This window comes from Streptosporangium sp. 'caverna', assembly GCF_003203775.1.
In the GTDB taxonomy this organism is placed as follows: Bacteria; Actinomycetota; Actinomycetes; order Streptosporangiales; family Streptosporangiaceae; genus Streptosporangium; species Streptosporangium subroseum.
Map to the genome: position 1 here is coordinate 2553090 of NZ_CP029711.1, position 21025 is coordinate 2574114.

Consider the following 21025-nt stretch of genomic DNA (forward strand, 5'->3'; position numbering starts at 1 on the left):
GAGCGGGCGCCGGGTCGGACCTCACGCACGGGTGAGCACCGGATCGGGCCTCGCCACGGGTGAGCGTCGGGCCGGATCTCGCCCGCGAGCGGGCGCCGGATCGGACCTCACCCGCGAGTGAGGAGACAGGCACAACCAGCGGCCGGCCGTCCACGCACCGCCGGACCGCTTCGCTGAGGGGAAGAAGTGACGGACGCGATTCGCAGGCACGACCCGCTGGTGAAGGGCTTCGCCAGCGACAACTACGCCGGGGTCCACCCGGAGATCCTCCAGGCCCTGGCACTCGCCAATGGGGGGCATCAGACCGCCTACGGCGACGACGTCTACACCGAGGCGCTGCAGGAGATCTTCCGCGGGCACTTCGGACCGGAGGCCGTGGCCTGGCCGATGTTCAACGGAACCGGTGCCAACGTGGTCGCGCTCCGCGCGATGACCTCCCACTGGGAGGCGGTGGTCTGCGCGGATTCGGCGCACATCCACACCGACGAGGGCGGGGCGCCGGAGCGGTCCGCCGGACTCAAGCTGCTGCCCGTGGCCACCCCGGACGGCAAGCTCACCCCCGACCTGATCGACAGGCAGGCATGGGGATTCGGCGACGAGCACAGGGCTCAGCCCAAGGTCGTCTCGATCACCCAGACCACCGAGCTGGGCACGCTCTACACTCCCGCCGAGATCAAGGCGGTCTGTGACCACGCCCACGAGCTCGGCATGGTCGTTCATCTCGACGGCTCCCGCGCCACCAACGCCGCCGCCGCGCTGGACGTGCCGCTACGCGCGTTCACGACCGACGTGGGTGTGGACGTGCTGTCCTTCGGCGGGACCAAGGCCGGGCTGATGTTCGGCGAGGCCGTCGTGGTGCTCAACCCCGACGCCGTCCGCGGCCTGCGCTACCTGCGCAAGAGCTCCATGCAGCTCGCCTCCAAGATGCGGTTCGTCTCGGTGCAGTTCGAGGCGCTGCTCGCGGGCGACCTGTGGCTGCGCAACGCCCGCAACGCCAACGCCATGGCCCAGCGGCTCGCCGTCGCCGTCAGGGACATCGACGGCGTGGAGGTTCCGCGCCCCGTGCAGGCCAACGCGGTCTTCGCGATCCTGCCCCGTGACGTGACCGAGCGCCTGCAGAAGCGCTTCCGCTTCTACACCTGGAACGAGGCCACCGGCGAGGTCCGCTGGATGACCGCGTTCGACACCACCGAGGCCGACGTGGACGCCTTTGCCGCCGCCCTGGCGGAGGAGATGGATTCGTCGGCGTAAGGCGGCACAGGGCACGGCCCGGAGCCTGTGGCGGCCCCGCCCATCGGCGGGACCGCCACCGTGATCCGAGGGTCCGGGCGCGTCAGGCCTTGTGGCCGGTTTCGTGCTCGTAGGCGGTGAGCTGCTGTTCGAGGGCCTTCATCAACTCGAACACCTGGCTCGGAGGGATGCGGATCCGGCTGACGATCCGGGTGGGCACGCTGACGAAGTGCTGGCCGGAAGAGGGGTCGTTGGCCAGCTGGGGTGGTCTGGTGATCACCGCGAAGTCCAGGACGAAGCCATCCTGGGTGTGCCACACGGAGGCGAAGTTGGCGTATTGCCCCGATTCGACCTCGGCGGAGATGCTCACCTCCAGGCGGTTCTCCGGCTCGTCGTTCACCATTTTTTCCTCCGGCCAGGTTGGCTCCATGCTGCCCTGGCCGGAAACCGGCCGCACAGGGACGCGCCGACACTATTAAAGGATGGAAGGCAGCCGCTGGGCGCCGCGTTGCCTCAACATGTCGGTCATCAAACTGATCTCACTTGTCTGCCCGTCGACGATGTGCTGAGCCATCGTGGTCACCTCGTCCCGGTCGGACAGTTTCAGCAAGCCTTGGGCCATCTGCACGCCGCCTTCGTGATGGCGGATCATGAGCTGGAGGAAGAGGATCTCCTTCTCCTTGCCTTTGGCGTCGCTGAGCCTTTTGATGTCGTCCTTGCTGGCTATACCGGGCATCGTGGTAGGCGCCGCAGCCGTTACACCGTGACTGTGACCGGTCATCCAGGCCATCTCCGGCCGCTCGCCCGTCTGGTTCAGGCCCCACTGCTGTAACCAGCCGGTGAAGATCCCGCGCTGGGCCGTCTGCGTGATGATGATGTCGTAGGCGAGCCGCCGCAGTGACTCGTCCGTGCTGCCGTCTCTGGCGATGAAGGCCATCTCGACGGCCTGGGCGTGGTGCGTGGCCATGTCGCGGGCGAACCCCGCCTCGGGCGAGGTGTCGGTGGGGGTCGTGGTCCTCCCGACGAGGAACAGGAGGATGGCCCCCACGGCCAGAAAGCCGAACAGCACGCCGAGCGTTACGCCACGCCTGGATTTTGGAACCTCTTCAACAGGGATTTCCATAGCTCATCCAGAGTACCCACTGTCGTGAATCGTCGCCGTACCGCGCTTTGCCGATCGCTTATTCTCTGCATACGCCAGTAGGGCATAGGGTGACCGGAGTTGTTTGCCGGCTGGAGGCCCGATGACCAAGGAAAAGGCGCAGTCGAGGCGAGATCATCTCGTCAGGATGCGTGCAGAGCAGAAGCGCAAGGAACGCCGGACCGCGTTCCTGATGTGGGGTGCTGGAGGCGCCGTCATCCTTGTGCTCGTTGGATTCGTTGCTTTTTACCTGGTCAAGGAACGGGCGACGACGTCGCTGGACGCCGTCACGAGTGCCAAATATCCGGGAAGCCTTCACGTCCAGACCAAGGTGAAGTACAAGGAGAACCCGCCGGTCGGTGGCGAGCACAACCCGGCGTGGCAGAACTGCGGCATTTACGATCAGCCGCTCAACAACGAGAACGCCGTCCACTCGATGGAGCACGGCGCCGTGTGGATCACCTACCAGCCTGATCTGCCCAAGGCCCAGGTGGACAAGCTGAAGGAGCTTGCCTCCAAGGACTACATGCTCCTGAGCCCCTACCCGGGGCTCCCCGCCAAGGTCGTGGCGAGCTCCTGGAACAAGCAGCTCAAGCTGGACAGCGCGGAAGACCCGCGTCTGCCCAAGTTCATCAGCACGTACAAGAACAACAGCGCGGAGACCCCCGAGCTCGGAGCGGCCTGTGACGGTGGAGTGAGCACCGTCGCCGCCGACGCCCCGATTCCGGAGACCACGCCGACGGCGGCGCCGAGCTCGACCGCGGGCACCGACGCACCCGTGACCTCCGCGCCCAGCAGCTCGCCGACCGGCTGACCTCCGTACGGCTCCGCCCCGCGGAGCCGTACCGGCAGGACGGAAGACGCCGGAAGAACGGCGCGAAAGCCGTACTTCCCGATAGAAGAACCGGTCGACCCGATCCGTCGGGCGCTCCGGCGGATCGGCCCTTTCCGGTCGGCCCGCTGAGCGCCCAACGGATCGATACGTGCGCCGGGCGGAACCGGAATTCCCGGTCCGGGCTCCGTCTCGCGGAGCGCTACTGGGCCAGCACCCGCTCCAGGGGGACCGCTTTCATCCTCTGAGCCTCGGCCACGGCCGGGTTGGTCAGGTATCCCTCGTGGGTGTTCAGCCCGAGGGCCAGCGCGGGGTCGCTCCTCAGGGCTTCGAGCCAGCCCAGGTCGGCGATCGCCAGGGCATAGGGCACGGTCACGTTGGTCAGCGCGTACGTCGAGGTGTGCGGAACCGCGCCCGGCATGTTGGCCACGCAGTAGAACACCGAGTTGTGCACCTGGTAGACCGGGTTGTCATGGGTGGTGGGCCGGGAGTCCTCGAAGCAGCCGCCCTGGTCGATGGCGATGTCCACCAGGACCGAGCCGGGCTTCATCCGCGAGACCAGCTCGTTGCCGACCAGCTTGGGGGCCTTCGCGCCGGGCACCAGGACCGCGCCGATGACCAGGTCCGCGGCCAGGACCGCGCGCTCGAGCTCGTAGGTGTTCGAGGCGACCGTCATGCAGCGGCCCTGGTAGATCAGGTCCGCCTGGCGGAGTCTGTCGATGTTCTTGTCCAGCAGCACCACCTCTGCCTGCATGCCCATCGCGATGGTCGCGGCGTTCATGCCGGAGACCCCGGCGCCGATCACGACCACGTTGGCCGCGTGCACGCCCGGCACCCCGCCCATCAGCACGCCTCGCCCGCCGCCCTGGCGCATCAGGTGATATGCCCCCACCTGTGGGGCGAGTCGCCCCGCCACCTCCGACATCGGGGCCAGCAGCGGCAGGGAGCCGTCCGGCGTCTCCACGGTCTCGTAGGCGATGCCGGTGACACCGGATTCGAGCATGGCCCGGGTGCACGCCTCCGACGCGGCCAGGTGCAGATAGGTGAAGAGCACCTGTCCCTTGCGCATCCGGTGATACTCCTCGGCGACCGGTTCCTTCACCTTCAGGACGAGGTCCCCCTCGGCCCACACGTCGTCCGCCGAGTTCAGGATGGTCGCGCCCACGCTGAGAAAGTCGGAGTCGAGGATCGAGGATCCGGTTCCGGCGTCTTTCTCGACGAAGACCCGATGGCCGTGCCGGATGAACTCATGGGCTCCGGCGGGAGTCAGGGCCACACGGTATTCACGGTTCTTGACCTCACGGGGAACTGAGATCTTCACGGTTCCTCCAGGTGCGCATCTGGCGTCACTTTCACTCTGCGTTCCCCGGAGAGCAGCCACTATGCGCAACATGGAAGGAATCGGCCAATGTTGATGACAGGGTGTCAATCACGGCCGGTCTCCGTGTTTTCGACGCCGGTCTTGACCGTCTGGTTACCCGCCTTCCTGCGCTGATCGGTAGGCTCGCCGCGAGCAAATGCGAGGAATACGGGGATGTGACATGGAGATGCACGAGGGTCCGGGTGGGCCGCCCGTGCCGCAGGGACCTCCGGCCGGGTCTCGTGAGCCTTCTCTGTGGACGCGGGGAGTCTTCCCCGAGCCATATGGCTTTCCCTCCGGGACGCAGGAACCTTCGGACGGATCTCCCGGCGACCCTTCGGGTTCGCGGGAATCCTGGTTCGAGTCGCCTCATACCCCGTCCCCGGATCCGCAGGGATCTCCGGCCGGGCCTTACGACTATCCTTCGGACCCGCAGGAACCTCCGGCCGGTCCCTATGACAATCCTTCGGCGCCTCCGGCCGGCCCCTATGACTATCCTTCGGGCCCGCAGGGATCTCCGGCCGGGCCCCGTGCTCCGGAGCCGTCCGGCCCCTACGGATCCGTGCCCTCCGATCCTTTCTCCAGCCCGCAGGAACCGTTCGACGGTCCACAGGGACCGTCCGAGCCTCCGCCCGGCTCGCAAGAGCCGGCGGGGAGCCCACCCGGTTCGCCGGTGCCGCCGGTGCCGCCGGTGCCGTCGCGCGGCAGGCACAGGTCGCGCGGCCCCGAGGCGAGTCCGCCCGGCGGCGTACCGGGTGACCCCAGGGCAAGCCGGGTCACCACCGGGATCCTGATCGCCGCCCTGGTCGTCGTCGTACTGATCACCGGGGTGCTCAGCACCATCGCGGTGCTCATGACGAGGAACCCCGACATGCCGCTCGGCGGTACGCCGCCCAGGCGTCTGTCGATCCCCATCCACTTCGCCCCGGTGACCGGGACCCAGGCCGGATCCTGCACGACCCCCGAGGGCGTTCCCGACGACCAGGGACGGACCTGCTACACGATCGCCGCCGGGGTGAACGTGAACGCCGTACGGAAGATCGAGGCCGTCCAGGAGAAGAGCGGCGCCTACTCGGTCAGGATCGCGTTCGCGCCCGCGTTTCGCGAGCAGATCAGCGACCTGACCCAGGAGGCTGTCAACCAGCCGATCGCGATCGTCGTGGGGGAGAAGGTGGTGGCGGCCCCCCGGGTCGCCCAGGTGATCACCGATGACAGCCTGAGCATCGCGGGCTCCTTCACCAAGGAGCAGGCGGACGCCATGGTCGTGCGACTCCTCGGCGGCGGAACCGGCGGGACCGGGGGGGTCGGCGGGACCGGGGCGCCGACGGGCCAGCCTCAGCCGACCTCGCCGACCGTCACGTCCGTGCCCTCGAACCAGCCGGTGTCCCCGCCGGGCGCGACCCCGCCCGCCGGGACCACCTCGCAGCCGACGGCCTCGTCCCCGACGATCGCACCGGCCGCCGGGCCGGCCACGACGCGCTCGCCGGTCACCACACCGGTCACCACGTCCACGGCGGGGGCCGCCCGCGCTGGGGAGGAAGGCCTCGACCACAGATATCCGGACTGCAAGGCCGCGTTCAAGGACGGTTACGGGCCCTATTTCAAGGAGACCCACGAGGAGTACAAGTGGTACGTCGACAAGGACAAGAACGGCGTCGCCTGCGACTCCGGTGACATGACCTAGAACATCAGCTTCTCGATGCCGTCGATGGCGAAGTACGCCGCGAAGATCAGTGCGATCACCCAGAGCAGCCACGGGATCTCCCGGATCCTGCCGAGCGTCGCCTGGATGACCGTGTAGGAGATCACCCCCGCGCCCACGCCGTTGGTGATGCTGTAGGTGAACGGCATCAGCACGATCATCAGGAACGCCGGGATCGCCAGGGTCAGATCCTCCCAGGGCACGTTCCTGGCCTGGGTCATCATCAGCGCGCCCACCAGCACCAACGCGGGAGACGCGGCCGCCGACGGGACGACCGTGGCGAGCGGGGTGAAGAACAGGGTGACGGTGAACAGGGCGCCGGTGACGAGGGCGGCCAGCCCGGTCCTGGCCCCCTCGCCGACCCCGGCCGCCGACTCGACGAAGACGGTGTTCGCCGAGGCGCTGGCGAACCCGCCGATCGCCACGGCCACGCCGTCGGCGGTCAGGATGGCCCCCAGCCGGGGCACCCGGCCCTGGGAGTCCACCAGGCTCGCCTCGTCGCTCACCCCGATGATCGTGCCCATCGCGTCGAAGAACCCCGACAGCACCAGGGTGAACAGGATGATCCCCGCGGTCAGCACCCCGGCGCGGGCGAATCCGCCGAACAGGTCCACCTGGCCGACCAGCCCGAAGTCCGGCACCGCTATCACCCCCTCCGGTACCCGGGGGACCACGATGCCCCAGGACTCCGGGAGGACCGTCGCGACCGAATTGACCACGATGGCCAGCACGGTGGTGACCACGATGCCGATCAGGATGGCCCCCCGGATCCTGCGCACGAAGAGGACGATTATCAGCAGGAGGCCGATGCAGAACACCGCCACGGGCCAGCCCGTCAGGTGACCGGTCCTGCCGAGCTGTACCGGCGCTCCCGTCCCCCTCCCGACGAACCCGGCGTCCACCAGTCCGATCAGCGTGATGAACATGCCGATCCCCACGCTGATCGCGTGTTTCAGAGCGAGCGGGATGCTGTTCATGATGAGGCGGCGCAGCCCGGAGGCCGCCAGCACGATGATCAGCAGTCCTTCCAGCACGACCAGCCCCATGGCCTGCGGCCAGGTCATCAGCGGGGCGGCCTGGTAGGCGACCACCGCGTTCAGGCCCAGTCCCGCCGCGACGCCGAACGGGGCGTTGCCCACCAGCCCGATCAGGATCGTGCTGACCGCCGCCGCGAGGATGGTCGACGTGGTGAGCTGCGGAATCGACAGCTTCGCCCCGGTGACGTCGGTGGCGCCGCCGAGGATGATCGGGTTCAGCAGGATGATGTAGGCCATGGCCATGAACGTCGTGAGGCCACCCCTGATCTCCTGGCCGACCGTCGACCCCCGCTCCGACAGCTCGAAGAACCGATCCATGACCTCCCCCTCGCGGACGGGGGGCGACCGGTTCCTACCCGTTCAGTGCGATGTCATGGGGGCGGATGGGCACGCGGGGCAGCGGCAGGCCGGTGGCGGCCCGTACGGCGGCGGCCACCGCAGGGGTGGAGGAGAGGGTGGGGGGCTCGCCCGCGCCACGCAGGCCGTAGGGGGAGTGCGGGTCGGGGTTCTCCAGGATCGACACCTTCATGGGGGGCATGTCGAGGATGGTGGGGATCAGATAGTCGGTGAAGGACGGGTTCAGCACCCTTCCGTCGCGAACCTGGATCTCCTCCATCAGCGCCAGTCCCAGCCCCTGCGCGGAACCGCCGTGGATCTGACCCTCCAGGGCGAGCAGGTTCATGATCTTTCCCACGTCCTGGACGGCCGTCAGCTCCACCACCTTGACCAGGCCGAGCTCCACGTCCACGTCCACGACCGCGCGGTGCACGCACAGCGCGAGCTGGGTGTGGGAGTTGCCCTGCCCGGTGGCCGGATCCATCGGGAAGGTGCGCCGGTGACGGTACTCCCGGGTCTCCTCGACCGCGCCGGCCCGCTCCAGCACCTGGACCAGCGACGATCCGTCGGCCATCAGATCGTCCAGGCGCTTCCTCACGGCCTCGCAGGCGGTCTTGACCGCGCCGCCGGTGACATACGACTGCCGGGAGGCCGACGAGGACCCGGCCGAGCCCACCGTCGTGTCCGCCTTCGCGACCGTCACCCTGTCGATGCCCAGCTCCGTCCTGGCGATCTGCGCCTGGACCATCAGCAGGCCCTGACCCACTTCGGCCGCCGCAGTGTGCACCAGGACGTGCGGCTCGCCGCCGAGCAGCTCCACCCTGACCCTGGCGGTGGAGTAGTCGTCGAAGCCCTCGGAGAAGCAGATGTTCTTGATGCCGACGCCGTATCCGACGCCCCGCCGTACGCCCTCGCCGTGGGTGGTCTGTGAGACGCCGCCCGGCATGTCCAGCAGACCGGGGTCGTCGGCGACGGCGGGCAGCGGCATCGCGGCGAGCTCGCGGAGCATGTCGGCCAGCGGCGCGGGAGTGTCGATCACCTGCCCGGTGGCCAGCGTCGAGCCCTGGGAGACGGCGTTGCGGATGCGGATCTCGACCGGGGAGATCCCGCAGGCCTCGGCGAGCCTGTCCATCTGCGACTCGTAGGCGTAGCAGGCCTGCACCGCGCCGAAGCCGCGCATGGCGCCGCAGGGCGGGTTGTTGCTGTAGACGCCGTAGGCGTCGATCCAGACGTTGTCCACCTCGTACGGTCCCACTCCCAGCGAGGCGGCGTTGCCGACCACGGCGGGGGAGGAGGAGCAGTAGGCGCCGCCGTCGAGCAGGATCTCCGCCCTGACGTAGAGCAGCCTGCCCTCGCGGGTCGCGCCGTGTTCGTAGCGCATCCAGGCCGGGTGCCGGTGGACGTGACCGAAGAACGACTCCTCGCGGTTGTAGACGATCTTCACGGGGCGGCCCGTGCGCAGCGCCAGCATGCACGCGTGGACCTGCATGGACAGGTCCTCGCGGGCGCCGAACGCGCCGCCCACCCCGGCCAGCGACAGCCGTACCTTCTCCTCGGGAAGCCCGAGGCACGGCGCGATCTGGTCGCGGTCCACGTGCAGCCACTGGGTGGCGACGAACAGGTCCACCCCGCCGTCCTCGGCCGGTACGGCCAGACCGGACTCGGGGCCGAGGAAGGCCTGGTCCTGCATGCCGACCTCGTACTCCCCGGTGACGACCACGGGGGCCTCGAAGTCGGAGCCGACCCGCACCGGCTGGTGGCGCAGCACGTTGCCGTGGTCGTGGACCCTCGGGTAGGAGGGGTCGAAGGCGGCCCGGCGGGGGTCGGTGACGGCCTCGCGGAGCTCGTACTCCACGACGATCGCCTCGGCCGCGCGCCTGGCGCGCTCGGGGTGGTCGGCGGCCACCAGCGCGACCGGTTCGCCCTGGTAGCGGACCTGGTCGACGGCCAGCACCGGCTGATCCTTGTGCTCCAGGCCGTAGAACTTCTCGCCGGGCACGTCCTCGTGGGTGAGCACCGCGAACACACCGGGCATGGTCAGCGCGGGGCCGATGTCGATGGAGCGGATCCACGCCGAGGGATGCGGGCTGCGGAGGGTCACGCCCCAGATCATGTCCGCGAGATACAGGTCGGAGGAGTAGGCGAACTCACCCGTCACCTTCAGGGTTCCGTCGGGGCGCAGAACGCTCTCGCCGACGCCCTGACCCCGTCGGGTTTCGACGTCCTGGCTCTGTCGGGTCTCGATGTCGCTCACCACAGCAGTACATCAGCAGGGCCGGGCGCCGGACAGGGCAGACACGACGAAACACGGGCCGGAGCCATTGGCGACTCTTGTGGCCGCATCCGTTGCGGCCGCCCCGGCCATCGGGGACCCGGCGGTCTGGAACCGTTCACAGCGACCGGGTGGAACCGTTCGCGACGACCGGGGGCCCGTTCACGACGGTCGGCCGGTGGAACCGTTCGCGACGGCAGGGGGCCCGTTCACGACGGCCGGCCGGGTGGAACCGTTCGCGGCTCTCGGGGCGTCATGATCCCGTCAGAGCCGTGATCGGCCTCCCGTGAGCGGCCAGAACCGCCTCCTCCTCCGCCAGCCCGTTCTTCAGCTCCTCGGTGCCCGTCGCCCGGGCGGTCGCGACGGAACGGGCCAGGTAGGCCGCGGCCTGGTCGAACTCGCCCAGGAGACGGGAGGATCGGGCGAGACCGAGGAGCATGTACGGCTCGGCGATGCTCAGTTTCGCGACATGCGCGCAGGTCAGGGCGGTCTCGTAGCAGATTCGGGCCGAGGCGGGATCTCCCAGGTCAAGGTGGATGTCGCCGAGCTTCTCATGCACGGCCGTCTCCTGATAGAGGTTGCCGTCCTCGCGGGTCTGGGCCAGCGCATCGCCCAGCACCTTCAGCGCCTGATCGAACTGACGCAGTTTGTGGCGTGCCGCACCGATCGTGGTGGCCGCGTAGTGCTCACCCGGCCTGTGCCCGATGGTTTTCGCGACTTTTCGCTGCGCCTCGGCGTAGCCGATCGCCTCCTCGTAGTGCCCCAGGACAAGATGGATCTCACCGAGACTGCCCAGGGCGATCTGCTCGCCGTGGAGGTCGGACAGTTCGCGGAAAAGAGCCAGCTCCTCCAGGACGTGGGCCAGGGCCTCCTCGCGGTGACCGGTCACGCAGAGGGCCATGCTCATGTAGCCGTGCGCGTACGCCTGGATGTTGCGGTCGCCCAGCCGCTGGCCGATGTCGAGGACCTGCCGGTTGATCGCGAGAAGGCGCGAGGGCAGACCGGAGCGCTGGAGGTGCCAGAAGAGGGAGAGGGCGAGGGCGGCTCCGAGGCGGGCGGTCCGTTCCTCGGGGGCGGCCATCGCCTGGGAGGCGGCGGACAGGAGATTGGCGAGCTCCTGCTCCAGCCACTCGCGAGCCTCGTCCCCAGAGGTGAGCGGGGCGGGATCCGCGCTGAGGTCGACCTCTGTCGGCGCCGGGCGCCGGTAGCCGGAGAGCTTCACGGCCAGGCGTGTGGTCGCGACGTACGAGCTCAGCGCCCGGTCCAGCGTGGCACTGCGGACCTCCTGCGTCTGCTGCCGTACGGCCTGCTCGCCGGCGAACAGCCGTATCAGATCGTGCAGCCGGTATCTTCCGGTCTCGTCCACTTCCGCGAGATGCCCGTCGACCAGCCGTTCCATGGCGCGTTCGGCCATGTCGACGGGAACGTCCAGGAGGGCGCCGATGACGTGGGAGGTCACGTCGGGCACCTGAAGCACACCGAGCGCGCACAGCGCGTGGGCGGCGGTCCGGTCGAGGGGGTGGGCGCCACCGAGGAACAGGTCGTAACTGACCGCCAGGCTGGAGCTGACCGCGAGATCTCCCGCTTCCAGCTCGTGCAGACGTCGCCGTTCGTCCTCCAGGCGTTCCACCAGATCGGCCACCTCCCACTGCGGCCGGTTCGCCAGCCTGGCTCCCGCGATGCCCACGGCCAGCGGCAGGTTTCCGCAGAGGCCGACCAGGCGCGTCGTCGCCCGGACGTCCCTGGCGACCCGCTCGGCGCCCGCCAGCCGCGCGAGCATGATGGTCGCCTCCGTCTGGCTCATCCGGCTGATCCGCACATGAACGCAGTTGTCGACCAGGGCGAAGGTCTGCCGGCTGGTCAGCAGGATCGTGCTGCCCTTCGGCACCGACAGCAGAGGACGGACCTGGGCCAGATCGACGACGTCGTCGAGGACGACGAGGACGTCCCTGCCGTCGAGCAGGCTGCGCCACAGGGCCGCGGCCTCGTCGACGTCGGCGGGAACGGTGTGCGGGGCGACTCCCAGGGCCCGCAGGAACCTGCCGAGCACCTCCAGGGGTTCGAGGCGCCGGATGCCCGGCGTCGCCCCGTGCAGGTTGGCGTAGAGCTGCCCTCCGGGAAAGCGGTCGCGGACCAGGTGCGCGGTCCGTACGGCCAGGGTCGACTTCCCCGAACCCGGCGGTCCGGTGATGGCGACGACATGGTGGGGAAGCCTGCCGTTCGGCGGGGAGAGCAGCGATCTCAGCTGTACCAGCTCCTCTCCGCGCCCTACAAAATCGGCGGGGTCGCGCGGCAGCTGGCGGGGGATCGGATCGCAGGGAGCGGCCTCGACGAGATGGATCGATTTCGCCGGAAGCCTCAGGTCGAAGACGCTGCCGGAGGCGAGTATCCGCTGGTGGAGATCCTGAATCGGCTGGCAGGGCTCCAGACCGGTCTCCTCCGCGACGACCTTTCTGAACCGCTGGTAGGCGCGCAGGGCCGCGGCTCTGTCTCCCGCCCCGTACAGGCTGAGCATGAGCTGTGCCCACAGCCGTTCGTGCGTTGGATTGGCGAGGGCCGCCGCGCGCAGGCCGGACGCGGCCTCGGCGTATCTGCCCAGACTGAGCCGTATCTCCGAGAGTTCCTCCAGCGAGGCGAGGTGCTCCGCGGAGAGGTGGGCCGCCGCGTCGTCCAGAGACCGGCTTCCCCTGGAATTGAGCAGGGCCTCGCCGCGCCACAGACCGAGGGCCTGCTCGAAGCAGTGATACGCGGTGTTCAGGTCGCGGGCGCGGGACGCCTGTCTCCCCTGCCGGACGCGGTCCTGGAAGGCGAGCAGGTCGAGATCTTCCGGCTCGACGGCGATGAGGTATCCGTCCGCCTGGGTCTCTATCGGCGTCGAACGCAGATCATCGGGGGAGAGCAGCTTGCGGAGCGTGTGAACGTACGTTTTGATGTTCCGCTCCGCGGAGGGCGGAGGGGCGCCACCCCACAGCGACTCCATCAGATGCTCAATGGATGTGGGTGTATTGGCCCGCAGGAGGAGCGTCACCAGAAGCTGGCGATGTTTGAGACGCTGGATGTGAATGGTCTCGTGCTTGGCATTGCGAACCGTCAGGCTACCGAGTATCAGAAATGTCATGGGTTAGTCCCAATGCTCTCGGCTTCGGTCCGTCCCAGTGCTGACAAACGAGGTTTTTGAGGATAATAGTAGCCGATCATTGCCTCAAGCCATTTTTTTCGGGGGGTTGTTTTCTTGTAATGTATTGGGAGTGTATTAACGATCCTTCGCGCAATCCAGGCGCGCCCGCTTCCGGCGGCCGGGGCGTGAGATCGGGGCCCCACCGGATCGGTCAGGCGGTCTGGCGGCATCGCCGCGGGCACCGGACCGGCTGCTGTGCCTGGGGTTGGGGGTTTCCCTTCTTCGACCTCACCCGCTTCCGGGTTGTCCTCCAGCCACTGCTCAGGCGCTGGGGGGCGGCGGGCCGGGTCATCGAGGCGAAGTGTGAAGGCCCGCTCGCCCTCGAACCCGAATGAACCGTTCGCTCCGTGGCTGAATCGTCCGTGGCGTGTCCGGCGCACATTACCCGGTGTCCGATGCGAAATCCCTGGATCGGGGCTGGGAGATGGGCCTTGGCCGCGACTTCGCCGCCGGGTCATCGCGTATATCTGGTAAGCGCGATAAGCGGGCGCCGTCTTGCCCTTGCGATTGGCATTAAAATGTGGTTTTCTCGCATTGCGTTCGGTTTTGGGCTGGCCGACGAATGTGCTCCAGGGGCGGCCTGCATTCTCGGCGTGGATCGGGCACACCTGCCGGAGAAGCGCCGGCGCGTTTCTCGATGCTGAGACACCGGGAAACGCGCCGAACACCCCAACTTCAAGATTGATTAGTTCTGTTGACGTGTGGTCGAGGAGAGTCGGGACGACCCTCGACCACGATCAGCCTCACATGCCACGGGCGGGCGGGGCCCACTGGCTGGGGGAACTCATCACCGGATGAGGTCTCCTTGCCATGACGGATCGGCCGATCTGCCGATCCGTCCTCACGGGCGGGGAGATCCGCGAGCTGAACTCTCGCCTGCGGGGTGGATCCGGTCCAGGTTGGGCTCTGCCTTGGGAGGGGCCGGGCCCAAATCGGACTCCTAGTAGGGATAGGTCCAGTAGTCCAGGGTGGACGCCGCCCTGGAAGGGGCCGGGCCCAGATTGGACTCCTCGTAGGGGTAGGTCCAGCCCAGGCTGGACCCGTCATCTTGCAAAGAAGACTGAGGGGCGGCCGCTGAGGGGGCAGACGAATCGGCGCTGGCGGTCGTAACATTGCCGGTAACGGCTAAAGCGGCCGCAAACAGCGTGGCGAGGGCAGACAAGGCAAGACGTCGGCGCACGGGGAAGACTCCTGTCGTAGGTTCTGCTGCTCAACGATATCTTTCAAGGGGTAACGTGACTGGTCAAGACTTGGTCGGGCAGCGCATCAAGACCGTCCGTCGTCAACGGGGTCTTTCCCAGGCGCAGCTCGCTCATCCAGAACTCTCGGACAGTTACGTGTCCCTGATAGAAAGTGGCAAGCGTACTCCGACGCCCGCGGTCTTGGAGCTTCTGGCCAACAAGCTCGACTGTTCGCTCACCTACCTCATCAACGGCGTGACGGCCGAGCAGATGAAGGAGATCGAGCTCGTCCTGAGCTACGCGCAGCTGGCCATGGACAACGGCGAGGTGACCGAGGCGCGCACGCGCTACGCGGAGCTCCTCGCCGACAGCGGCCTCGCGGGGTTGCCCCAGCTCAAGCAGGACGCCGAGTACGGCCTGGCCCTGGCGACCGAGGCCTGCGGAGACCTGGACGAGGCCATCCTCCTGCTCAACGGTCTGCGTCAGAACGAGTCGGCGCCGATGACCCCCGATCGCTACGTCGCCGTCGCCGTCACGCTCTCGCGGTGCTACCGCGAGCAGGGAGACCTCGCCGAGGCCGTGTCGGTCGCCGAGCAGATCCTGGGCAGGACGGCGCGACCGATCTGGACGGACGGCCTGATAAGGCTGGGTTCCCAGCTTGTCGCCGCCTACATCGAGCGGGGAGACCTGCTCCGGGCCCGTCAGTTCTCCGCGGAGGTGCTCGCCGCCGCCGAACTCCTCAACACGCCGATGTCGATCGTTCTGGCGCGCTGGAACGCCGCGATCGTCGCCGTCGAGAGCGGGCAGAGCGATGAGGCGGTCAGCCAGGTCGAGCGGGCCTTCGCCATCCAGTCCGAGTACGGGGATCCCGGTCGGCTGGCACGGCTCCGCAGCGCCTACGCGGAGGTTCTTCTGGCCGTGCGGCCCATGGAGGCCGGTGCCTGGCGCGACATGCTGCTCAAGGTGGACACGGAGTTGTCCGAGAGTTCCGCCAGTCCGATGGACAAGATGCGCTGCGCGATGAGCCTCGCCCGCGTGGAGCTGCTGCTCGACAAACCCGAACGGGCCAGAGAGCACATGAAGGGGGTCTGCGACATGCTCGACGGAATGCCGCAGGCCGTGCAGGCGGAGGCCCGGATCCTGTACGGCCAGGCTCTCGCGGAGCTGGGCAGGCAGGAGTCGGCCCTGGACGAGCTGCTCGTGGGGGCGAGATGCCTGGAGCAGTCGCCGACCACCCGATACACCGCCCACGCGTGGCTGACCGCCGCGCAGGTTCTGGAGCGCGTCGACGAGCCGGCCCGCAGCGTCGACGCCTACAAACGGGCGCTGGCCTGCGTCGGGCTGTAGATCGGGGGCGGGGAGGTCGAGACCGCGTGGAGGCGTCGGTAGCCTTGTGGGTGCTATGAAGACTTCCCCTGTCGCGGTCGCCCTCGCGCTTCTCGCCACTTTCGTCCTCGGTACGGCCTTCGCCTCGCCCGCTCTCGCCCACGACGCGCTCAAGAGCAGCGATCCCGCGAAGGGCGCCAAGGTCGAGAGCCTGACGGAGGTGAGGCTGACGTTCAGCGCCACGACGCGCTTCCCGAACGTCATCGTGCGCACCGCGGACGGTGGTGTCCACCAGGACGGCAAGCCCGTCGTCGACGGTCCCGTGGTCATCCAGAAGGTCAAGGACGACCTCCCGCCGGGCGAGTACGTCATCGCCTATCGGGTGGTCTCCTCCGACGGTCACCCGATAGAGGGGGAGATTCCCTTTACCCTGGTCGGTTCCCCGGAACCTCCCTCCGCGTCCGCCTCCACGTCGGGAGAGGCGTCTCCGCCCGCCTCGGAGAGTCCCTCCGCGGCGCCCGTGGACGCCACGGCCACCGGCACGCCCGGCTCGGCTCTCGCGGCAGAGAGCGCGGACGAGCCCGCCTCCTCGGGCGGTGTACCCGGCTGGATGTGGCTTGTCGTCGGAGGTCTGGCCGGTATCGGCATCGGCCTGTTCTTCAGCCTGCGGAACAAGAAGCAGCCATGAGCCGGCCGGGGCAGGCCGCAGCGGCAGAGCGCGCGGGAAGTGGCAGCGGCCGGATCGTGAAGCTCGCACTGGCGGCCGCGGCGGCGGCCATCGTCGCGCTGGTGATCGCCATGATCGCCAGTGGCGCGGCGACTCCGCGCATCATCCCCGGACTGCCCGACCAGGGCGCGTTCACCCGCTGGGGGATGCCGCTGGCCAAGCTGACCATGGACACCGCGGGCGTGCTCACCATCGGCGCGTTGCTGGCCGCCGCGGTCTTCCTCCCCAGCGACAAGGGTCTGCTGGGCAAGCCCGCACTCGCCTACGTCAAGGCCGCCTCCTGGATTGCGCTCGTCTGGGCCTGCGCGGCGGCCGCCACGATGGTGTTCAGCCTGTCCGAGGCACTGGGTCTGCCCGTCACCGACGTGCTCGGCGGCAACGAGCTCACCAGCTTCGCCAGCCAGGTGTCCCAGGGCATCGCGCTCACCCTGGTCGTGCTGTTCGCGGTGGCGATCGCGCTGTTCGCCCGCGGGGCGATCACCGTGGGCACTGCCGGCGGGCTGCTGGTGCTCGCGCTGGTCACCCTGCTTCCTCCCGCGCTGACCGGGCACTCCGCCTCCTCGCCCAACCACGACCTGGCCACCACCGGCGTCGCCGTGCACCTGCTGGTCCTCGCGCTCTGGGTGGGCGGGCTCGTCGTGCTCTGCACGCACGCGCTGCGCCGGCAGCCACAACTGGAGATCGCCGCCACCCGGTTCTCCGCGATGGCGCTGTGGTGCTTCATCGGCGTGGGCCTGTCGGGCGTGTTCAGCGTCATCGCCAGGCTCACCTCGATCTCCGAGCTCTACACCTCCGCCTACGGCCTGCTGCTGCTGGCCAAGACCGCCGCGTTCGTGGTGCTCGGTCTCATCGGCTGGTGGCATCGGAAGCGGACCCTGCCCCTGCTCACCGCGGGCAGCCCGAGGACGTTCGTCCGGTTCGCCTCCGGCGAGGTCCTCGTCATGTTCGTGGCCGTCGGGCTGGCCGTCGCGCTCTCCCGCACCGCTCCGCCCCCGCCGATCCTGCCGGTCGACCAGGCCTTCGACGTGCTCGGCTACGTCATGCCGCCGGAGATCTCGCTGGCCAACCTGGCCTCGCTATGGTGGTTCGACCTGTTCTCCGGGACCCTGATCGTGCTGCTCGGCGGCCTCTACCTCGCCGGGATCATACGGCTCGCACGACGCGGCGACTCCTGGTCCGGAGGCCGCACCGCCGCGTGGTTCGTCGGCATGGTGATCCTGGTCATCGCCACCCAGAGCGGTGTCTCCCGCTACGCCAAGGTGCTGTTCAGCGCGCACATGGCCGAGCACATGACGCTGTCCATGCTGGTGCCGATCTTCCTGGTGCTCGGAGCCCCCGTCACCCTGGCACTGCGCGCGCTCAAGCCCGCCGCCCGCAGGGGCGACCGCGGCCCGCGCGAATGGCTGACCGCGATCCTGCACAGCAGGTTCCTCCGCGTCGTCGGTCATCCGGCGGTCGCCACCGCGATCTTCATCGTCTCCACCTACGCGCTGTACTTCACCCCGCTGTTCCCCGCCGCGATGGAGGAGCATCTCGGCCACATCGTCATGACGATGCACTTCCTGCTCAGCGGTTCCCTGTTCTTCTGGGTGATCATCGGAGTGGATCCGGCCCCCTACAAGCTGCCGCACGTGGCCCGGCTGATCCTGCTGTTCGTCACGATGCCGTTCCACGCGTTCTTCGGCCTCGCGTTGATGAGCATGAGCACAGTGCTGGCCAGCGAGTGGTACGACCAACTCGGCCGGACCTGGGGTGCCTCCGGAGTCCACGACCAGCAGACCGGAGGCGCCATCGCCTGGGGCTTCGGGGAGGTTCCGACGCTGATCGTGCTCCTCGCCCTGGCCTTCCAGTGGTGGCGGGACGACGAACGGACGGCCCGCCACGCCGACCGACGGGCCGACGCCGCCGCGGCCCGCACGGGCGGCACCGGTGATGCGAAACTCGATGCCTACAACGACTACCTGGCCAAACTCAGCAAACGAGACAGCGAGAAGAAGTAGCCGGACGGTTACGGCCGCCTGTCTTCGGCTCCTGTCGCGGGCGCGTCCTGGTGGCCTAACACAGGCGTCTCCAGTAACCTGACAAAAGAGGACATGGGCTCACCATGGCGGGCGCAACGCTCCGTTGCCGCACGCCACGCCCCATCACATGTCCGGTCGGGGGACCGGTGGCTTTCATGTGGATCAGGAAGGTTGAGCGGTGTCCGAGGAACTTCGCCTGCACGAGGGACGGAGCCTTGCCCAGGCGCTGGAGGAACACCTCGCCGAGTGGGCCGAGCGCACCGGGATCGCCGTCGAGATATGGGCGCTGCCCGCGCACGACGTCTCTCCCAGCACCGCCAGAGCCGTCCTCGCCACGCTGGGCGAGGCGCTTGCCAACGTCGAGTCGCACAGCGGCGCCCGCGTCGTGTCGGTCGCCGTCACCCTGGGCCCCAGCGGCCTGCGCATGACGGTGAGCGACGACGGCGTCGGCTTCATCGGCCCGCTCACGGGCCGGGGCGTCACCGCCATGCGGACTCACTTCGCCGAGGTCGGAGGCACGCTCGGCATCAACGGCGTCCTCGGGGAGGGCACCACCGTCACCGGGGCGGTGCCCCATCGGGGCTAGGCGTCGCTCGACGCCGGGGCGGGCGCGCTCTTCGAACCCGGGCTCCGATCCGGGAGCACGGTTCAGGGCAGGGTCAGGACCTCGTGGCCGGTCTCGGTGACCAGGATGGTGTGCTCGAACTGGGCGGTCCGCCTGCGGTCCTTGGTCACGGCGGTCCAGCCGTCCGGCCAGATGTCGTAGTCGATGGTGCCGAGCGTCAGCATGGGCTCGATGGTGAACGTCATGCCCGGTTCGAGCGTGACCGCCAGCGACGGATCGTCATAGTGCGGGACGATCAGACCGGAGTGGAACGTGGTGCCGATGCCGTGGCCGGTGAAGTCGCGGACCACGCCGTAGCCGAACCGCTTGGCGTAGGCCTCGATGATGCGGCCGGCCACGTTGAGCTGGCGGCCGGGGGCCACGGCCTTGATGGCTCGGTTGGTGGCCTCGCGGGTGCGCTCGACCAGCAGGCGTGACTCCTCGTCCACCTCGCCGACCAGGAAGGTGGCGTCGGTGTCACCGTGCACGCCGCCGATGAAGGCGGTGATGTCGACGTTGACGATGTCGCCCTCGTGCAGCACGGTGTCGTCCGGGATGCCGTGGCAGATCACCTCGTTGATAGAGGTGCACAGCGACTTGGGATATCCCCGGTAGCCGAGCGTGCTGGGGTAGGCGCCGTGGTCGCAGAGGAACTCGTGGCCGATCCGGTCGAGCTCGTCGGTGGTGATGCCGGGCTCCACCCGCTTGCCGACCTCTTCGAGCGCCTGAGCCGCCAGCTTGCCCGCGATGCGCATGCGTTCGATGATCTCGGGGGTCTTGACGTCGGGTTCTCCGGTCTTCGGAGATTTCTTCCCGACATACTCCGGCCGCTCGATGTGGGCGGGAACCTTGCGCAGGGGCGAGATTCGCCCGGGCTGGAGCAGTGTCGTCATGGTCCCCCAGTCTAGTTGCGCTTCTCACTGGGCAGGATTGCCCCATGAGTGATCGATGGTGGTTCTGCCTGACGCACATGGCGGTCGAGCCCGACGAGGGCTGCCCCAACAAGGACCGGATGGGCCCCTACGAGAGCCGCGAGGCCGCGGCCAACGCGCTGAAGACCGCGGCCGACCGTAACAAGCAGTGGAAGGAAGGGGACAAGGCCTGGGACGGCGACGACTAGACGATCAGACGGAACCGACCGGGGGCCGCGCCTGGCCGTCCACGACGGCGTAGGCGCGGACCGGGAAGGTCCCCAGGCCCACCACCATCGGCGGGGTCGCGTGGAAACGGAAACCGGCGTCGGGCAACGCGGCCAGGCCGGTCATGTGCTCCACGATCGGGATGCCCGCGCCGAGCAGGAGTGTGTGCGCGGGCCGTTCGCCGCGAGGCGGGGCGTCGTCGATGTTCAGGGTGTCGATCCCGACGAGCGCGGCTCCCTGCTCCACGAGCCATCCGGCCGCCTCCGGTTCGAGGTAGGGGTGGCCGTGGAAGTAGTCCTCGGTGCCGAAGTGCCGGTCCCAGCCGGTGTGGATCAGCACGGCCTTCCCTCGCACGTCGTCTCCCGCGAACCGGTCCAGGCCCACCGAGCGCAGCCCCTCGGCCCGTACGACCAGGCCGGGCAGATCGGCGATCGCCTCCAGCGGCACCCCGGACAGGTCGGGTCCCTCCGGATAACGGTGATAGGGAGTGTCCAGATAGGTGCCGGTGTTGGCGACCAGCTCGATGCTGCCGATGTGAAACTCGGTGCCGGGCGCGTAGATCTCGTGCGAGGCCTCCCGGCTCAGATGCACACCGAGCCGGGGCCCGGGCACCCCCGGGTAGGTGCGCATGCCTTCGATGATGCGATGGCTCAGCTCGACCAACCGGGTCACGGGACGCTCACCGTCTTCTCTCTGGATCGGGCCGCCGCCATCCTGACGACGGCCACGACGCCGATCACGCCCCAGACGACGTTGAGGATCGTCGAGGGCCAGGCGGAGTGGTGGGCCGAGTTGATCATCAGGGCGATCGACCCGGCGAGATTGATCGCCTGGTACGGCATGCCGTCCCCGGCCATGCGGGAGGTGGACACCATGGCGTAGCCGTACAGCATGATCCCGGCTCCGACCCAGCCGAGGAGGTTGACGAAGAGGGACACC

Annotated in this window: 17 protein-coding genes; 8 read left to right on the forward strand and 9 right to left on the reverse strand. The window is 68.6% G+C overall.

Translation table 11 applies throughout. The annotated features are described in order from the left end of the window. Positions 1 to 186 precede the first annotated feature (186 nt). On the forward strand, positions 187 to 1251 hold the full coding sequence (locus DKM19_RS11245) for a low specificity L-threonine aldolase (protein ID WP_110695653.1): 1065 nt from the start codon (positions 187 to 189) through the stop codon (positions 1249 to 1251). An 82-nt stretch (positions 1252 to 1333) separates the two neighbouring features. Here the strand turns inward: DKM19_RS11245 and DKM19_RS11250 are convergent, their stop codons facing one another. Continuing rightward, the gene (locus DKM19_RS11250; protein WP_089205373.1) at positions 1334 to 1630 is read right to left on the reverse strand and encodes a DUF3467 domain-containing protein; all 297 of its coding nucleotides are present in this window, start codon (positions 1628 to 1630) and stop codon (positions 1334 to 1336) included. 75 nt (positions 1631 to 1705) lie between these two features. Then, positions 1706 to 2353 (reverse strand): DUF305 domain-containing protein, encoded by a 648-nt coding sequence (locus DKM19_RS11255; RefSeq protein ID WP_110695654.1) that lies wholly within the window; start codon positions 2351 to 2353, stop codon positions 1706 to 1708. Positions 2354 to 2474: 121 nt separating this feature from the next. Between DKM19_RS11255 and DKM19_RS11260 the strand changes: the two genes are divergently transcribed. Further along, positions 2475 to 3185, forward strand: a complete 711-nt coding sequence (locus DKM19_RS11260; RefSeq protein ID WP_089205151.1) for a DUF3105 domain-containing protein — start codon at positions 2475 to 2477, stop codon at positions 3183 to 3185. Positions 3186 to 3405: 220 nt separating this feature from the next. Here DKM19_RS11260 and ald read toward each other — a convergent pair whose 3' ends face one another. Next, positions 3406 to 4524, reverse strand: a complete 1119-nt coding sequence (ald, locus tag DKM19_RS11265; RefSeq protein ID WP_110695655.1) for an alanine dehydrogenase — start codon at positions 4522 to 4524, stop codon at positions 3406 to 3408. A gap of 601 nt (positions 4525 to 5125) precedes the next feature. Between ald and DKM19_RS11270 the strand changes: the two genes are divergently transcribed. Continuing rightward, positions 5126 to 6247, forward strand: coding sequence for an excalibur calcium-binding domain-containing protein (locus tag DKM19_RS11270; RefSeq protein WP_162641428.1), 1122 nt, complete (start codon positions 5126 to 5128; stop codon positions 6245 to 6247). Here DKM19_RS11270 and DKM19_RS11275 read toward each other — a convergent pair. The 3 genes from DKM19_RS11275 to DKM19_RS11285 form a co-directional block, all read right to left on the reverse strand. Continuing rightward, positions 6244 to 7620, reverse strand: coding sequence for an NCS2 family permease (locus DKM19_RS11275; RefSeq protein WP_110695657.1), 1377 nt, complete (start codon positions 7618 to 7620; stop codon positions 6244 to 6246). The genes DKM19_RS11270 and DKM19_RS11275 overlap by 4 nt on opposite strands. Before the next feature lie 34 nt (positions 7621 to 7654). Continuing rightward, entirely contained in the window at positions 7655 to 9895 is a 2241-nt protein-coding gene (locus DKM19_RS11280; RefSeq protein WP_204358753.1) for a xanthine dehydrogenase family protein molybdopterin-binding subunit, read from the reverse strand. 268 nt (positions 9896 to 10163) lie between these two features. Further along, positions 10164 to 13028: an AfsR/SARP family transcriptional regulator gene (locus DKM19_RS11285; RefSeq protein ID WP_110695658.1), complete on the reverse strand. Its 2865-nt coding sequence runs from the start codon at positions 13026 to 13028 to the stop codon at positions 10164 to 10166. 1295 nt (positions 13029 to 14323) lie between these two features. On the opposite strand from DKM19_RS11285, the gene DKM19_RS11290 reads away from it, so the two are divergent. The 4 genes from DKM19_RS11290 (at position 14324) to DKM19_RS11305 (ending at position 18929) form a co-directional block, all read left to right on the forward strand. Further along, positions 14324 to 15616 (forward strand): helix-turn-helix domain-containing protein, encoded by a 1293-nt coding sequence (locus DKM19_RS11290; protein ID WP_110695659.1) that lies wholly within the window; start codon positions 14324 to 14326, stop codon positions 15614 to 15616. A gap of 55 nt (positions 15617 to 15671) precedes the next feature. Continuing rightward, positions 15672 to 16283, forward strand: coding sequence for a copper resistance CopC family protein (locus tag DKM19_RS11295; RefSeq protein ID WP_110695660.1), 612 nt, complete (start codon positions 15672 to 15674; stop codon positions 16281 to 16283). Then, the gene (locus DKM19_RS11300; RefSeq protein ID WP_110695661.1) at positions 16280 to 18322 is read left to right on the forward strand and encodes a cytochrome c oxidase assembly protein; all 2043 of its coding nucleotides are present in this window, start codon (positions 16280 to 16282) and stop codon (positions 18320 to 18322) included. Before DKM19_RS11295 ends, DKM19_RS11300 begins: the two co-directional genes overlap by 4 nt. Before the next feature lie 199 nt (positions 18323 to 18521). Continuing rightward, a complete protein-coding gene (locus tag DKM19_RS11305) occupies positions 18522 to 18929 on the forward strand; it encodes a sensor histidine kinase (RefSeq protein WP_110695662.1) in 408 nt (135 codons plus the stop codon). Between the two features lie 62 nt (positions 18930 to 18991). Here the strand turns inward: DKM19_RS11305 and map are convergent, their stop codons facing one another. Next, positions 18992 to 19840 (reverse strand): type I methionyl aminopeptidase, encoded by an 849-nt coding sequence (gene map / locus DKM19_RS11310; RefSeq protein ID WP_110695663.1) that lies wholly within the window; start codon positions 19838 to 19840, stop codon positions 18992 to 18994. 44 nt (positions 19841 to 19884) lie between these two features. Here map and DKM19_RS11315 point away from each other — a divergent pair, with 44 nt between their 5' ends. Next, complete coding sequence (locus DKM19_RS11315) at positions 19885 to 20067, forward strand: hypothetical protein (protein WP_089205141.1); 183 nt, start codon at positions 19885 to 19887, stop codon at positions 20065 to 20067. Positions 20068 to 20071: 4 nt separating this feature from the next. Here DKM19_RS11315 and DKM19_RS11320 read toward each other — a convergent pair whose 3' ends face one another. Further along, complete coding sequence (locus tag DKM19_RS11320; protein ID WP_110695664.1) at positions 20072 to 20758, reverse strand: cyclase family protein; 687 nt, start codon at positions 20756 to 20758, stop codon at positions 20072 to 20074. Then, positions 20755 to 21024, reverse strand: a complete 270-nt coding sequence (locus DKM19_RS11325) for a hypothetical protein (protein WP_204358754.1) — start codon at positions 21022 to 21024, stop codon at positions 20755 to 20757. Before DKM19_RS11325 ends, DKM19_RS11320 begins: the two co-directional genes overlap by 4 nt. Position 21025: the final 1 nt, after the last annotated feature.